Genomic DNA, 13,930 nt, shown 5'->3' with positions numbered 1-13,930 from the left:
GTCATCGTTTTTTGTCCGAAAGCATCAACGGGCCCTTGGAAAAGGGTTGAAAAAATGCTTGAGATTAGCTCCAATACAAGCGAAGATTATGCATGCAGCGAACCGTTGTATGCTCGAGTTGCATCAACTCGCTTTCTGGCGCTTGTTTCGTGCAACCCGCACTATAACAGCTTGTGATCTTGGCGACCGGGTCGCTGGTCATTGGCAAGCTTGCAAACATTTCCCGCGCCCCTAATTAGGTGTCTGAGGCTTTGATCTTCTACGGATCGAAAGCCAATCAACCCGCTTCTATCATTTGTCCTGCTCCAGACGTGAGGACGCTCATGAGTGAAAACATCGTCAAAGTCAGTGACGACAGCTTCGAAAACGACGTGCTGTCGGCCTCCGGTCCTGTCCTTGTGGACTATTGGGCCGAATGGTGCGGCCCCTGCAAGCAGATTGCCCCGGTGCTCGACGAGCTCGCCGACGAATACGAAGGCAAGCTGACCATCGCCAAGCTCAACGTCGATGAAAACCCGAATACGCCGCCGCGCTACGGTATACGCGGCATTCCGACCCTGATGCTGTTCAAGGACGGCGAAGTGGCCGGGACCAAGGTCGGCGCTGTCTCCAAGAGCCAGCTCGCCGAATTTGTCGATCAGCACATCTAGTCTGATTCGACCCGCGTGCCGCCGAGGGCGATTGGCGGCACGCGCCGAACCTTCATCCTCGACTCGTGGCCTGACCGGGCGACGACATATCCCGAACGAGCGTATATAACCGTGTCCGAAGAAACTGTTGAAGAACGCCAGCCCAAGGATTCCACCTCGTCATCCAATAACAACAACGGTGGCAATGGTGGCAACGGCGGTAGCAACAACAACCGTCGCGGCCGGCGTCGCAAGAACAACAACGGCGGCTCCTCCAATAACAGCAACAATAATAAGAAGAGCGGCGGTAATCGTGGCCGGTCCGGTGGCAACAAGGGGCCGAACAATCCGCCGAACGAGGATATCGACGAGGCGGAATTCGAGGCTTATGCCGGCGTCGCCGGCGATGGCCCGATCCTCAATCTGACCGAACTCAAGCGCAAGACCGCCGCCGAGCTGATGGAGATGGCCCAGGACATGAACCTGGAAAACATCTCCCGCCTGCGCAAGCAGGACCTGATTTTCGCCATGCTCAAGGCGCACGCCAAGTCGGGCGAGCGCATCTATGGCGACGGCGTGCTGGAGATCCTGTCCGACGGCTTCGGGTTCCTGCGCTCGAACGAATCTTCCTACATGGCCGGGCCCGACGACATTTATGTCTCGCCCAGCCAGATCCGGCGCTTCGCGCTACGCACCGGCGACAACATTCGCGGCCGCATCCGGCCGCCGAAGGAATCCGAGCGCTATTTCGCGCTGCTCAAGGTCGACGACATCAACGAGGACCCGCCCGAGAAGTCCAAGGGCAAGGTCCTGTTCGAGAACCTCACGCCGCTGTTCCCGACCGAACGGCTGCACATGGAACTCGGCAACGGTTCCACCGAGGACATCACGGCGCGCACCATCGATCTGGTGGCCCCGTTCGGCAAGGGCCAGCGTGGCCTGATCGTCTCGCCGCCCAAGGCCGGTAAGACGATGATGATGCAGAACATCGCCCAGTCGATCGCGCATAATCATCCCGACTGTCATCTGATCGTGCTGCTTATCGACGAGCGCCCGGAAGAGGTGACGGAGATGGAGCGCTCGGTGCGCGGTGAAGTCGTGTCCTCGACTTTCGACGAGCCGGCCGCCCGCCATGTGCAGGTCGCCGACATGGTGATCGAGAAGGCCAAGCGCCTGGTCGAGCACAAGAAGGATGTGGTGATCCTGCTGGATTCCATCACCCGTCTGGCGCGCGCCTATAACACCGTGGCGCCGTCGTCCGGCAAGGTACTCACCGGTGGTGTGGATGCCAACGCTCTGCAGAAGCCCAAGCGTTTCTTCGGTGCCGCGCGTAACGTGGAAGAGGGCGGCAGCCTGACCATCATGGCCACGGCGCTGATCGAAACCGGCTCCAAGATGGACGAAGTCATCTACGAGGAGTTCAAGGGCACCGGCAACATGGAGATCCACCTGGATCGCCGTATCGCCGAGAAGCGGGTCTACCCGGCCATCCACGTCAATCGCTCCGGCACGCGCCGCGAGGAGAAGATGGTGCCGCAGGACGAGCTGCAGCGCATGTGGGTGCTGCGCAAGCTGCTGCACGGCATGGACGATCTCGCGGCGATGGAACTGCTCATCGATCGCATGAAGCAGACCAAGACCAACGCCGAATTCTTCGAATCGATGAAGCGTTAGTCAAAGCCGTCGATCACGGCCAAAAAAAGAGCGGGCTCCGGCCCGCTTTTTTTGGTTCATCGCGGATAGCGGGGCCACGATCCCGGCGAGTTCCGGGGATTCAGGCATGGGTAGATACGACTAAGCCATGCACTGGGTCAGCACCGCCGACCTCGCACTCGAACAGTCTAGTTCGCGGGTCTTCGCCGGCCTTTGGTTTCGCGCTGCAGCGCGAGTCACTTCTCTTGCTTGCTCGGCAGATGTAACCAAGAGAAAAGCACCCGGCACGGCGCCGGCTTCGCCGGTTCACGTCGAGACGTAGCGCCGGCGGGATGCGCCCACCTAGTCGATGACAATGGCGCATCGCTTTGGCGATGCTCAGACAGGCTGGGCGCACCGGCGCCGTGCGCCGGACACCCGCCAGCACCACGCCTCGCCGTCGCCGCACAACGGGACGGGAATACAGCCACGGCGCATCAGAGCTCGGCGTCTTCCATAAACCGTGGCATCGCGGCCCACCTAACCATCCAGCTGAGGCCATGATCCGGTTTTGCATCGGCCCCGCTAATATGCGACGAGCTTTTTTTGATCGCGCGGCGCGAACGCCGTTGCTCAGGATCCCGATCCCCGGGATTTGATGGTCTGCGCCAGGGCCGGCGCCATATCACGCCCGATCGCGTGCCAGCCGCTGGACAGACTGCTGACCAGGGCGGGGTACCCGTCGGTCTTGAGCGGGACGCGGCGAGTAAACGCCCGAGCGGCCAGCGTATCGCCATTCGGACCGATCAGCGTCCAGCGCCCCGCGATATGGGCGTTGCCGTCATAATGCCCGAGGAACTGATCGACGTGGGTTTGAAGTTGATACACGTCGTGCTGATGGCTGTTCGCACGGACCACGTTGATGCCGCCCAAGCGCTGATCGAGCGTCGCATACAGATCGTCGGTCAGCTGGCCCGAGAGTGACGACGCCCAGCGATTGTCGTTGGCGATCACTACCTTGTGCGGGCCGGTCTGGTAGACGAGACCGCCCTGGTCAAGATACGACGCCGTGCTCACGGGCGCGACCATCAGTGTGGGCGCTCCCGGTTGCGGCGCGGCGTCGGCGGTGCCGGGGCTGGAGTCCAGTACGAAAAGCGACGGCGAGTTCGCTGTGGTTGCGCAGCCGGCGACGAGTGCGAGACTTAGCAGCAGCCCGGCGGCCCAGGCCCGGCGAATGAACGAGTGACGAAGGGTGGTCATGGGTGGGCCCTCGGTACCGGATCCTTGCCCTGGGGGCGGCCGAAGATCAGTGAATTCGGATGATCGCGCAGCGTACGTGTCAACGGCGCGGCATTGTCGAGCACCTGATTCAAGCGCTCGATGGTCTGATTGAGCTGCTGATACGCTGGCGCCCCCTGCTGAAAATTATCCAGCGTATTTTGCAGCTGCTGCAGGGTATCGCTGAGTTCGCCAGGCAGGCGCTGCGTGCCCGGCTGGGCGAGCAACTTGTTGATCTGATGCGTGGCCTGTTGCAGCTGTTCCAGCGTATCGTTGGTCGTGCTCGCCGCGTGTTTGAGCTGGTCGACGATCGGGCCGATATCGAGATTGTTGAGCTTGTCCATCAGGTTCGATAGCTGCTGCTGAATGCTCGTAATCTGGCTTGGTTCGCTCGGGAACACGCGGTAGGGGCCGACTTTCTGTGCGTGATAAGTCTTGGCGTGGTGGTCGAAGGTCAGGTCAATGAACATCGCGCCGGTGAGCAGATTCGAGGATTTGATGGTGGCGCGCAGGCCATGTTTGAAGAACTGTTCATTGCGCTGGTGCCACTCGTCGTTGGACATATGGGCCCAGGACAGGCTCGGGCGCTGTGGCTCGATCGAGATCAGCACCGGGATCTTGAAGCCGGAAAAGCTCGATGGTTTGAAGTCCTTCGGGTAGAACGGCACTTTTTCCACCGTGCCCACGCGCAGTCCGCGGTATTCCACCGCAGCGCCCGCGGACAACCCGCGCACCGAATCATCGAGCAGCACGACATATTTGAGCTTGCGGGTATAGCGATCCTGGGTCGCCGCATTGTGCGTTTCATAGAGCTTGAAACGCGCGCCGTCCTTGGCCGGTTTCCCGGTATCCACGTCTTCCGGCTGGCCGAAGGTAATACCGCCGGCCAGCACGCTCTGCAGCGACCCGAGTTGTACATCCACGCCATCCGAGCCCAGATGCAGGTCGACTCCCGAGCGCAGCCAGAACTGGGTGACGTTGGTGATCAGCTGTGAATACGGTTTGCCGATGAACACCGTATAAACCGTCTGCCGCTTGGCCACCGAGAACTGACTGTCCTCGATCTGCCCGACGTTCTGGCCCTGATAGACGATCGGGTCGCCCACCGAGAGTGTGTTGTCGCCGGAATTGACGAGTTTGACCGTCAGCCCGGGTTTGTTGCTCGGGGTCGGCGGTGGATTGTCCTGAACCTTGAAGTGCCGCTTGTCGCTGCGCTTGTCGGCCGGGCGCATCTGTAGATAGGCGCCGGAAATGATGGTGTTGAGGCCCGAAATACCCTGCGGGCCAACCCGCGGTTTAACGACCCAGAATTGTGCGTCATCGCCCAGCAGCTTGCCGGTATCCGGATTCATCTGCACCGTGACGACGGCGCCCTTGTAGTTGTCGGCCAGCGAGACGTCGGTGACGTGGCCTACCGGCACACTGCGTACCTTAAGCTGGGTATTGCCCGCATCGATGCCTTCGGCGGTATCCATGTCGAGCTGGATCACTGGGCCGCGCGAGGTGAAATTGTCGTAGACCAGCCAGCCGCCGATCAGCGCGGCGGCCAATGGAATCAGCCAGACCGGCGAGATGCGCCAGCGGCGCGGTTCGGACAGCTCGGCGGTATCGTCGGGCGGGGTATCGCTCATGCGCTGGATTCGGTATCGGGGTCGGGGTAAGCGGAATCGGGCCAGAGTAACCGAGTATCGAAGGTCAGTGCGGCGATCATGGTCAGGATCACCACGCCGGCAAACGCGACCGCCCCGCGCCCGGGCTCGATCGACATGAGCGCGCCGGCCTGGACCAGCGTGGCGAGTACCGCCACCACGAATACGTCGATCATCGACCAGCGGCCGATTTTCTCGGTCAGACGATACGCGCGTGTTCGCGACAGCGATGCGCCCGGACGGCCTTGCGCGGCAATGCATAGCCAGCCGAGCGCCACGATCTTGGAGATCGGCACCACGATACTGGCCACGAAGATCACGGCGGCGATCGGCCAGTCCCCGGCCTCGGCCAGATGCAACACGCCGCCGGCGATGGTCTGCGGCTGCGCGTTGCCGAGCGTGATGGTCGAGAGTACCGGGTAGATATTGGCCGGAATATAAAGCAGAGCCGACGTCACGAGCAGGGCCCAGGTGAGCTGGATACGATCGACGCGAAAGACATGGTGCCGCTTGCCGCAGCGCGGGCAGCGATGATGGCGGTTGGCCACGAACGGCGTATCGCAGGCCGCGCAGGCGACCAGCGACTGGCTACGCCCGGTAGCGCCGGAGCGGATATCGCGCCCGGGCGCCGGCACCGGCGCGACCGCATCCCAGAGTGCTGTCCAGTCGATGAGCGTCAGCGTGCGCAGCAGCAACAACGAATACACGCAGAACGCTACGAAGGAGGCACGGATGTGGATGTCGGCGAGCGAGACGATCTTGATCAGGCTGACCAGCACGCCGACGATGAATACATCGGACATCATCCACGGCTCGAGCGGGCGCAACAGCCGGGCCAGCGGCACCACGCCGGGTAGCGGTCGGCGATTGCGCCCGGCGGCGATGCACAAATAGATCAGTGCGGCGAGATACACGCCTGGAAAGCCCACGGTGGTCGCCAGCAGCACGGCGGCCAGCGCACCGTAGTCGTCGCCAATGAGCGCGCTGACGGTGTCGCCGAAATTCATGACATGGCCGACGCCATGAGTCGAAAACCCGAGAAACGGAAAGACGAATACCAGCCCCAGCGCGATCAGGGCCGCGATGGCCCATGCCATCGGGGCCTGGGCGTCACGCTGGGCGACGCCGGTCAGGTGATGCCCGCAGCGCGGGCAGTGGGCCTGCTGGCCCGGACGGCGCGGCGGTAGACGGGAGACCCAGTCGCATTCGCGACAAAGCGCGAGCCGCGACACCGCTGGGTGCCGCGGGCTCGGATCGGGGGCTGGGCGGCCGGTCGCGTCGTTGACCGCCGGCGCGGGATCAGCGTTTGTCGATGTCGACGTAGTCACGCAGGTCGTAGCCGGTGTAGACCTGGCGCGGACGCGCGATACGACGCTTCGGATCGGCCATCATCTCCGACCAATGCGCGGCCCAGCCGACCGTGCGGGCGATGGCGAACATCGGCGTGAACATGTTGATCGGAATACCCAGCGCCTGATAGATGATGCCGGAGTAGAAGTCGACGTTCGGGTACAGCTTGCGCTCGACGAAGTAGTCGTCTTCCAGCGCGACGCGCTCGAGTTCCAGGGCCAGCTCGAACAGCTTGTTGTTCTGCATGTTGTAGTGCTCGAGCACTTCATGGCAGTAGCTGCGAATGACCTTGGCGCGCGGGTCGAAGTTCTTGTAGACGCGATGGCCGAAGCCCATCAGCTTGAACGGATCGTCCTTGTCCTTGGCCTTGTCGATATATTTCGACACCTGCGACGCATCGCCGATCTCGGCCAGCATGTTCAGTACGGCCTCGTTGGCGCCGCCGTGCGCCGGACCCCAGAGCGCGGCAATGCCGGTCGAGATCGCGGCATAGGGGTTGGCGCCGGTGGAGCCGGCCATGCGCACGGTGGAGGTCGAGGCGTTCTGCTCGTGATCGGCATGCAGGATGAACAGGATGTCCAGCGCCTTGGCCGCCACCGGATCGACTTCGTATTCCTCGGCCGGTACCGCGAACATCATGCGCAGCAGGTTCGAGGTGTAGTCGAGATGGTTCTTCGGCCCGATCTTGGGCTGGCCGATCGAGTGCTTATAGGCGGCGGCCGCGATCGTCGGCATTTTCGCGATCATGCGATGCGCGAAGACCTCGCGATGCTCGGGATCGGTGATGTCGGTGGTGTCGTGGTAGAACGCCGACAGCGAACCGGTGATGCCGGTGAGTATCGCCATCGGGTGGGCGTCGTAGTGGAAGCCGTCGTAGAACTTGACCAGCGACTCGTTGAGCATCGTGTGATGCGTGATCGAATCGCGGAAGGCGTCCATCTGCTGCTTGTTCGGCAGTTCGCCGTTGAGCAGCAAGTAGCAGACTTCCAGATAGCTGGATTTGTCGGCCAGATCCTCGACCGAATAGCCGCGATACATCAGGCGGCCGTTCTCGCCGTCGATGAAGGTAATGTCCGAATCACAGGAACAGGTGGCCGTGAAGCCCGGGTCGTAGGTGAATACGCCCTGTTCCTGATTGAGACCGCGTACATCGACGGCCGGCAATCCCAGAGTTCCTTCGACCAGGGGCAACTCGGTCGTCTGGCTCTCGTCGCCGTTAGTCAGTTTGTACGTGTTGGCCATATGGAGTCTCCCGAAAGTTGCCGCAGGACCTCCTACTGATCGGAAACGTCGATCGCAGGCTGCGGGTAATGCGAAGGGTATTCGATGCGCGCCACACCGGTTTCGATCGCGGCGGCGGCGACCGCCGGCGGCACGAAATCGATCAGGCGCGGGTCGAACGGACTCGGGACGATATAGTCCGGTCCGAACGACATTTTGTCCTTGCTGTGGGCTTCCAGCACGGTGTTGGGCACCGGCCGGCGGGCGAGTTCGCCCATGGCGCGGGCGGCGGCGACGCACATCTGCCGATTGATGCGCCGCGCACGCACGTCCAGCGCGCCGCGGAAAATATAAGGGAAGCCCAGCACGTTGTTGATCTGATTCGGATAATCCGAGCGGCCGGTGGCCATGATCAGGTCGTCGCGCACCGATTTGGCGTCCTCGGGCGTGATCTCCGGATTCGGGTTGGACAGCGCGAATACCACCGGTTTGGCCGGCATGGCCGCGATCTGTTCCTTGGACACCGTGTCCGGGCCCGACAGGCCGATAAAGACATCGGCGATCGCCATCACGTCGTCCAGCGTGCGCTTGTCCGTCTTGGTGGCGAACTTGGCCTTGTACTTCGACAGGTCGTCGCGCTGATCGTGGATAACGCCCTTGCTGTCGCACATGAAGATATTGTCGCGCGTCGCACCCATCTCGATGAGCAGATCCATCGAGGCGATGGCGGCGGCGCCGGCGCCCATGCACACGATCTTCGCGTCGGCAAGGTTCTTGCCCTGCAGCTCCAGCGCGTTGATCAGGCCGGCGCCTACGATGATGGCCGTGCCGTGCTGGTCGTCGTGGAAGACCGGAATATCCAGGCGCTCGATCAGCGCGTTCTCGATCTCGAAGCAGTGCGGCGCGGCGATGTCTTCCAGATTGATGCCGCCGAAGGTCGGTGCAATCCGGGCCACGGTCTCGATCATGGCTTCCGGCGTGTCGGCGTCGACTTCGATGTCGAAGACGTCGACATCGGCGAATTTCTTGAACAGAACCGCCTTGCCTTCCATCACCGGTTTGCTCGCCAGAGCGCCGGTATTGCCGAGGCCGAGTACCGCGGTGCCGTTGGAAATCACGGCGACCAGGTTGCCCTTGGACGTATAGCGGTAGGCGTCTTCCGGATTATCCCGGATCGCCTTGACCGGCTCGGCCACACCCGGCGTGTAGGCCAGCGACAATTCACCGTACGTGGTGAACGGCTTGGTGACCGATATGCCCAGCTTCCCCGGTTTCGGGCGGGCGTGATAGTCGAGAGCTTCCTGTTTACGCGAATATTCGGCCATACAGCCCAATCGGTTGTTCTGTGCTTGTGAACGCGCCGGACCGCGCGTGCGCACAGCAAATGACGGTCGAGTATAGACGGCCGTTGTCGATGCGACCAGCCGGGACGCTCATGCGTCGCACCCGAAACTATACATTTTCCGGCTCGGCGTCGACGTGCTCGAGTTCGCCCGCGTCGTCGGTGACGATCGTCAGCACGATCGGCTGACAGCAGACGAAGCAATCTTCCACGTAACGCTGATTGCCGGCGGTGGTGTCTACCACGACGGTAATCGTCTCGCCGCAATACGGGCAGGCCACGCTCGGCTCTTCGATCATCACAGGGTCTCCGCCAGGATGGTATCGAGAAAATACCAGCCCTGGTCGCTGGCGTGCAGTGATTCGATGTCGGCAACCAATAGCCCACGATCTATCGGGGCCGCCAGTGTAGCGAGTAGATCCGGCCAGGGGAGCCCGGTACGGGGTTCGTAGTCTTGTCGCAAAATGCCGCCACGGCGTCGCAGGCCGTTGAGCAGGGCTTCGAAACGCGCGTCGTCGGCCGTGAGCTGTCGGGTTTCGGTCACTGCTGCCGGCGTGCCGGCGGATTTCATGTAGCCGGCGGGCCAGCGCTGACGGGCAGTGCGTACGATCGTGCCGTCGGCGCGGGTCTGCTTGCCGTGCGCGCCGGCGCCGATGCCGAGGTAATCGCCGAAGCGCCAGTAGTTGTCGTTGTGACGACAGCGATGATCGCCGGCCCACGCCGAGACCTCATACTGCGTGTAGCCGGCGGCGCGCAGGCGCTCGGCGGCCGCTTCGAACAGATCGACGATCGCGTCGTCGTCCGGGCGCGGCGGCGGGCGTCGATGGAACGGCGTGCCCGGTTCGAGCGTGAGTTGGTAGTAGGAAATATGCCCGGGATCGCGCGCCAACAGCGTCTCGACATCGGCCAGCCCCGAGGCCAGCGTCTGGCCCGGTAGGCCGAACATGAGATCGCAGTTCAGCCGTGCGATGCCCGCCGCGCGAACATCGTCGATGGCGGCCAGCGCTTCGTCCGGGCCGTGGATGCGCCCTAGGGCGGTCAGGCAATCGGCGTCCAGGCTCTGGATGCCGAGCGAAACCCGATTGACGCCGGCCGCGGCCATATCAGCGAAACGGCTGCGCTCGGTGGTGCCGGGATTGGCCTCGAGCGTGATTTCGCAGTCGGTGTCCAGCCCCAGTCGACGGTCGAGCGCGTCGAGCACGCGCCCGATGGCGGCGCCGGAGAACAGGCTGGGCGTGCCGCCGCCTATGAATACACTCGATATCGAGCGGGTCTCGTCGGCGGCGGCGATCTGCCAGTCCGCCAGCAATGCGTCGATATAGGCTGTTTCCGGCAACTCGGCCGGCGCCCGGTGCGAGTTGAAGTCGCAGTACGGGCATTTGGCCACGCACCACGGCAGATGCACATAGACCGCCAGCGGCGTCGACGCGACATCGCCGTGCGCGCGCGGCTCGTCGATGGTGGCGTCAGCGACGCTCACGCAACTGTTCGATGAGTTTGGCCATGGCCCGGCCGCGATGGCTGATCGCGTTCTTGCGATGCGCGGTCAGTTCGGCCGCGCTCGCGTTCTCGGCGGCCACCCAGAACAAGGGGTCGTAGCCGAAGCCACCGTCGCCGCGTGGCGCCTCGAGAATACGCCCACGCCACACGCCGTGGGCGATCACCGGTACCGGGTCGTCGACGGCGCGGGTGGCGGCCAGGCAACAATGAAAGGCCGCGCCGCGCGCCGGCACGGAGACGTCGGCGAGTGCGGCCAGCAGTTTCGCGTTGTTGGCCGCGTCGTCGCCGTGGGTGCCGGCGTAGCGCGCCGAATGCACGCCCGGCGCGCCGCCGAGATAATCCACGGCCAACCCGGAATCGTCCGCAATCGCCGGCAGGCCGGTCGCGGCCGCGGCGTGCCGGGCCTTGATCAGCGCGTTGTCGACGAAGGCTACGCCGTCCTCGATCGCATCCGGTACATCGAACTCGGATTGCGAGACCACCTCGATATCGAGGTCGGCCAGCAGGGCCGCGAGTTCGGCCAGCTTGCCGGCGTTGGACGACGCAAGTACCCAGCGCTCGGCCATGGGTCAGTCTCCGGCCAGCGCGCTGCGCTGGATGTCGATCAGCTCGGCGACGCCCTTTTCGGCATGGCCGAGCAGGGCGTCGAGTTCGCCGCGCGCAAAGGCATGGCCTTCGGCGGTGCCCTGGATCTCGATGAAGCCGCGGGCCTCGTTCATGACGACATTCATGTCGGTCTCGGCCTGGCTGTCTTCGGCATAGTCCAGATCCAGCACCGGCGCACCGTCGTAGATGCCAACCGATACGGCGGCCAGCTGGCCGTGCAGCGGGCTGGATTTGAGCTTGCCGTCGGCGACCAGGCGATTCATGGCATCCACCAGCGCCACGTATCCGCCGGTGATCGCGGCGGTCCGGGTGCCGCCGTCGGCCTGAATGACGTCGCAGTCGATGGTGATCGAGCGTTGGCCGAGCGCTTTCAGATCCATTACGGCACGCAGCGAGCGGCCGATCAGGCGTTGGATTTCGACCGTGCGGCCGCCTTGCTTGCCGCGCGCGGCCTCGCGACCGCTGCGGGTGCCGGTCGCGCCGGGGAGCATGCCGTATTCCGCCGTCAGCCAGCCGGAATCGGAGCCGCGCAGCCACGGCGGCACGCGATCCTCGACGCTCGCCGTGCAGATCACGCGAGTATCGCCGAACGACACCAGGACCGATCCGGCTGCGTGCTTGGTGAAATGGCGCTGGATGGTCACGTCACGGAGCTGGTCGGCGGCGCGGCCGCTGGGTCGGTTGATCAAGTTCGCCTCGCGAAATGCTGTTGAATAGCCGGCTAGTGTATCAGCGCGGGCGTGGCGTTCGCGGCTCGTCGAACCACTCGCCGCGCCCAGCATCCCGGCCGGCTATGCGATACTGCGCGCCATTCCGCGACCATGACAGACATCGATTCAAGGCATCGTTATGACCCGAAGCATGACCGGATTCGCGCGTCGCGAGGCCCAGGGCGAGTGGGGCGAACTCGTCTGGGAGCTCCGCAGCGTCAACCATCGCTATCTCGATGTGTCGCCGCGCCTGCCCGAGACATTGCGCGCGCTCGAGCCCACGATTCGGGAAAAAGTCGCGAAGTACGTCGGCCGCGGCAAGGTCGAGGTGACCGGCCGGCTGGCCACCACGCGCTCGGATCGCTCGATCGAGGTCGACACCCAGCGGCTGGCGGCCCTGTCGGCGGCGGTCGATACCGTGCGTACGAACGTGATCGATTGTCGCGCCCCGGATGCACTCCGTCTGCTGACTTTTCCCGGCGTGCAAAAAGACATCGAGCCCGATACCGAAACCCTGCAGGCGGCGGCGCTGGAATCGCTCGATGCGGCGCTGGCCGATCTGTGTGATATGCGCGCATCGGAAGGCGCGCGTCTGGCCGAGATGCTCACGACGCGCGCCGAGGCCATTCGCGAGCACGCCGCGGCCGTGCGTCAGCGCGTGCCCGAGGTGCGGGCCGAACAGGCCGAAAAACTGCGTGCTCGCTTGGCCGAGATGGACGTCGAGGCCGATCCGGCCCGGGTCGAGACTGAACTGGTCATGGCCGCCCAGCGCATGGATGTGGCCGAGGAACTGGACCGGCTCGATGCCCATATCGAGGCATTGAAGCAGGCGCTCAGCCGGTCCGAGCCGGTTGGACGACGCCTCGACTTTCTGATGCAGGAATTCAACCGCGAAGCCAACACGCTCGGCTCGAAATCCTCGGATGCCGAGGTGACCGGGCATGCGGTGGAAATGAAGGTGCTCATCGAGCAGATGCGCGAACAGGTTCAGAACATCGAATGACCGTGGAAACCCAGTCCGAAAATCGAGCCGGCCGGCTGTATGTGATCTCCGCGCCCTCGGGTGGCGGCAAAACGAGTCTTACCCGCGCGGTGATCGAGCGTCTCGGCGCCAATGGCCGTGTGGCGCGATTCTCCGTGTCCTATACAACGCGGAATGCGCGCGCCGGCGAGGTCGATGGCGTGGATTATCACTTCGTTTCACGAGACGAGTTCGAGGCCATGGCCGAGCGCGGCGAATTCCTTGAATACGCCCGCGTGTTCGATCGCTATTACGGCACCTCGGCGGCCGAGACCGCGCGCTGGCTGGATGCCGGGCAGGATGTGGTGCTGGATATCGACTGGCAGGGCGCGGCCCAGGTGCGCGAACGCGCGCCGCAAGCGATCACCATCTTTATCCGGCCGCCGTCGCGCGAAGAGCTGGAGCGGCGCCTGCGCGCCCGCGGGTCGGAAGACGAGGTGGCGATCCAGCGGCGTCTGGCCGAGGCCGACGACGAGCTCGCGCATGCCGACGATTACGATTACCAGATCGTCAATGATCGCTTCGAGCACGCGCTCGACGAGTTGACCGATATCTTCGAACGCACGGTCTAGTCCGATCCGGCATCTGGCTGTGGCGGAGCCGAGGCGTTATAATGTTTGATTGCGCTCGATTTGAGAGGTACCCATGGCGCGCGTAACCGTTGAAGATTGTCTCGAACATGTCGACAACAAGTTCGAGTTGGCGACCATCGCGTCCAAGCGGGCTCGTCAGCTCGCGCGCGGCGCACATTCCCAGCTCGACTGGGAAGACGATAAGCCCTCTGTGCTGGCTCTGCGTGAAATCGCCGAAGGCCTGGTGAGCCGGGATATTCTGGAAGAGCCGGACCTGCCGCCCATGTCCTCGAGCATGGAAGCCCCGCGCCCGGCCGAGCCGAGCGAAGACGACTTTCAGGCCGACGAAAAGCGCGGCGCCAAGCGCGCCGACAGCGGCGAATAACTGCGGCCGCATTCGGGCGCGCTCGCCGCGCGCCC

General features: G+C 63.6%; 14 protein-coding genes. 5 read left to right on the top strand and 9 right to left on the bottom strand.

From position 1 onward, the window contains the following. The first annotated feature begins 323 nt into the window (after nucleotides 1–323). Together trxA and rho are read left to right on the top strand one after the other, a co-directional pair. A complete protein-coding gene (gene trxA / locus C41B8_RS00770; protein ID WP_037332793.1) occupies nucleotides 324–650 on the top strand; it encodes a thioredoxin TrxA in 327 nt (108 codons plus the stop codon). Nucleotides 651–1,043: 393 nt separating this feature from the next. Continuing rightward, nucleotides 1,044–2,303, top strand: a complete 1,260-nt coding sequence (rho, locus tag C41B8_RS00765) for a transcription termination factor Rho (protein ID WP_037333106.1) — start codon at nucleotides 1,044–1,046, stop codon at nucleotides 2,301–2,303. Between the two features lie 591 nt (nucleotides 2,304–2,894). Here the strand turns inward: rho and C41B8_RS00760 are convergent. The 9 genes from C41B8_RS00760 to rph form a co-directional block, all read right to left on the bottom strand. Further along, the gene (locus C41B8_RS00760; RefSeq protein ID WP_037332792.1) at nucleotides 2,895–3,521 is read right to left on the bottom strand and encodes a PqiC family protein; all 627 of its coding nucleotides are present in this window, start codon (nucleotides 3,519–3,521) and stop codon (nucleotides 2,895–2,897) included. After that, nucleotides 3,518–5,170 (bottom strand): intermembrane transport protein PqiB, encoded by a 1,653-nt coding sequence (gene pqiB, locus C41B8_RS00755; protein WP_037332790.1) that lies wholly within the window; start codon nucleotides 5,168–5,170, stop codon nucleotides 3,518–3,520. Before pqiB ends, C41B8_RS00760 begins: the two co-directional genes overlap by 4 nt. After that, the gene (locus C41B8_RS00750) at nucleotides 5,167–6,420 is read right to left on the bottom strand and encodes a paraquat-inducible protein A (protein ID WP_051882603.1); all 1,254 of its coding nucleotides are present in this window, start codon (nucleotides 6,418–6,420) and stop codon (nucleotides 5,167–5,169) included. The genes pqiB and C41B8_RS00750 overlap by 4 nt, the downstream gene beginning before the upstream one ends. A 67-nt stretch (nucleotides 6,421–6,487) precedes the next feature. After that, nucleotides 6,488–7,780: a citrate synthase gene (locus tag C41B8_RS00745; RefSeq protein WP_037332787.1), complete on the bottom strand. Its 1,293-nt coding sequence runs from the start codon at nucleotides 7,778–7,780 to the stop codon at nucleotides 6,488–6,490. 32 nt (nucleotides 7,781–7,812) lie between these two features. Continuing rightward, complete coding sequence (locus C41B8_RS00740) at nucleotides 7,813–9,084, bottom strand: malic enzyme-like NAD(P)-binding protein (protein WP_037332785.1); 1,272 nt, start codon at nucleotides 9,082–9,084, stop codon at nucleotides 7,813–7,815. A 127-nt stretch (nucleotides 9,085–9,211) separates the two neighbouring features. After that, the gene (locus tag C41B8_RS00735) at nucleotides 9,212–9,400 is read right to left on the bottom strand and encodes a CPXCG motif-containing cysteine-rich protein (RefSeq protein WP_037332782.1); all 189 of its coding nucleotides are present in this window, start codon (nucleotides 9,398–9,400) and stop codon (nucleotides 9,212–9,214) included. Further along, nucleotides 9,400–10,581 carry a radical SAM family heme chaperone HemW gene (gene hemW / locus C41B8_RS00730; protein ID WP_232225957.1) on the bottom strand — a complete coding sequence of 394 codons (1,182 nt, stop codon included), beginning with the start codon at nucleotides 10,579–10,581 and terminating at the stop codon, nucleotides 9,400–9,402. Before hemW ends, C41B8_RS00735 begins: the two co-directional genes overlap by 1 nt. Then, nucleotides 10,568–11,167: an RdgB/HAM1 family non-canonical purine NTP pyrophosphatase gene (rdgB, locus tag C41B8_RS00725; RefSeq protein ID WP_037332780.1), complete on the bottom strand. Its 600-nt coding sequence runs from the start codon at nucleotides 11,165–11,167 to the stop codon at nucleotides 10,568–10,570. The genes hemW and rdgB overlap by 14 nt, the downstream gene beginning before the upstream one ends. A 3-nt stretch (nucleotides 11,168–11,170) precedes the next feature. Then, nucleotides 11,171–11,896, bottom strand: coding sequence for a ribonuclease PH (gene rph, locus C41B8_RS00720; RefSeq protein WP_232225956.1), 726 nt, complete (start codon nucleotides 11,894–11,896; stop codon nucleotides 11,171–11,173). A 160-nt stretch (nucleotides 11,897–12,056) separates the two neighbouring features. Between rph and C41B8_RS00715 the strand changes: the two genes are divergently transcribed. From C41B8_RS00715 to rpoZ, 3 genes are all read left to right on the top strand, one after another. Next, nucleotides 12,057–12,920: a YicC/YloC family endoribonuclease gene (locus C41B8_RS00715; protein WP_037332778.1), complete on the top strand. Its 864-nt coding sequence runs from the start codon at nucleotides 12,057–12,059 to the stop codon at nucleotides 12,918–12,920. Beyond that, on the top strand, nucleotides 12,917–13,510 hold the full coding sequence (gene gmk / locus C41B8_RS00710; protein WP_037332777.1) for a guanylate kinase: 594 nt from the start codon (nucleotides 12,917–12,919) through the stop codon (nucleotides 13,508–13,510). Before C41B8_RS00715 ends, gmk begins: the two co-directional genes overlap by 4 nt. A 73-nt stretch (nucleotides 13,511–13,583) precedes the next feature. Continuing rightward, the gene (rpoZ, locus tag C41B8_RS00705; RefSeq protein ID WP_051882599.1) at nucleotides 13,584–13,895 is read left to right on the top strand and encodes a DNA-directed RNA polymerase subunit omega; all 312 of its coding nucleotides are present in this window, start codon (nucleotides 13,584–13,586) and stop codon (nucleotides 13,893–13,895) included. Nucleotides 13,896–13,930: the final 35 nt, after the last annotated feature.

Source organism: Salinisphaera hydrothermalis C41B8 (assembly GCF_000732535.1).
GTDB classification, from domain to species: Bacteria; Pseudomonadota; Gammaproteobacteria; order Nevskiales; family Salinisphaeraceae; genus Salinisphaera; species Salinisphaera hydrothermalis.
The sequence above is the reverse complement of the archived record's forward strand: the minus strand, read 5'-3'. Positions and strand labels throughout refer to the sequence as shown.